The following is an 884-nucleotide window of genomic DNA, read 5'->3' as shown; positions in this document are numbered from 1 at the left end:
TTCTACGACAAAGACGCAGACCTGTCCCTGATCAAGAACAAGAACGTGACCATCATCGGTTACGGTTCGCAAGGTCACGCCCACGCGCTGAACCTGAAGGATTCGGGCGTGAAGGTCACCGTTGGCCTGCGTAAGGGCGGCGCTTCCTGGTCCAAGGCCGAGAAGGCCGGCCTGAAGGTCGCTGAAGTGAACGACGCCGTCAAGGACGCCGACGTCATCATGATCCTGCTGCCCGACGAAAACATCGGCCAGGTCTATGCCGAAAACGTCGCACCGTTCGCCAAGCAAGGCGCCACCGTCGCTTTCGCCCACGGCTTCAACATCCATTATGGCCAAGTCGTGCCGCGCGCTGACCTGGACATCATCATGATCGCCCCCAAGGCCCCTGGCCACACCGTGCGTTCGACCTACAGCCAGGGTGGCGGCGTGCCGCACCTGATCGCCGTGCACCAGGACAAGTCCGGCTCGGCCCGTGACCTGGCCCTGTCGTACGCCACCGCCAACGGCGGCGGCCGTGCCGGCATCATCGAAACCAACTTCCGCGAAGAAACCGAAACCGACCTGTTCGGCGAACAGGCCGTGCTGTGCGGCGGTACCGTGGAACTGATCAAGGCCGGTTTCGAAACCCTGGTGGAAGCCGGTTACGCTCCGGAAATGGCCTACTTCGAGTGCCTGCACGAACTGAAGCTGATCGTGGACCTGATCTATGAAGGCGGCATCGCCAACATGAACTACTCGATCTCCAACAACGCCGAATACGGCGAGTACGTGACCGGCCCGCGCGTGATCAACGCCGAGAGCAAGGCTGCGATGAAGAAGGTGCTGGAAGACATCCAGACCGGCGAATACGCCAAGAGCTTCATCCTGGAAAACAAGGCCGGTGC

Annotated in this window: 1 protein-coding gene; it reads left to right on the top strand. The window is 61.2% G+C overall.

The genetic code is table 11. The features are described from left to right. Window positions 1–884 (top strand): ketol-acid reductoisomerase (gene ilvC / locus BTM36_RS04480; RefSeq protein WP_077235366.1); only part of this gene is annotated, 884 nt, incomplete at both ends.

This window comes from Herbaspirillum sp. VT-16-41, from assembly GCF_001994935.1.
Classification (GTDB): Bacteria; Pseudomonadota; Gammaproteobacteria; order Burkholderiales; family Burkholderiaceae_D; genus Herbaspirillum; species Herbaspirillum frisingense.
Note: the sequence above shows the minus strand (reverse complement) of the source record. Positions and strands in the feature narration are given on the sequence as shown.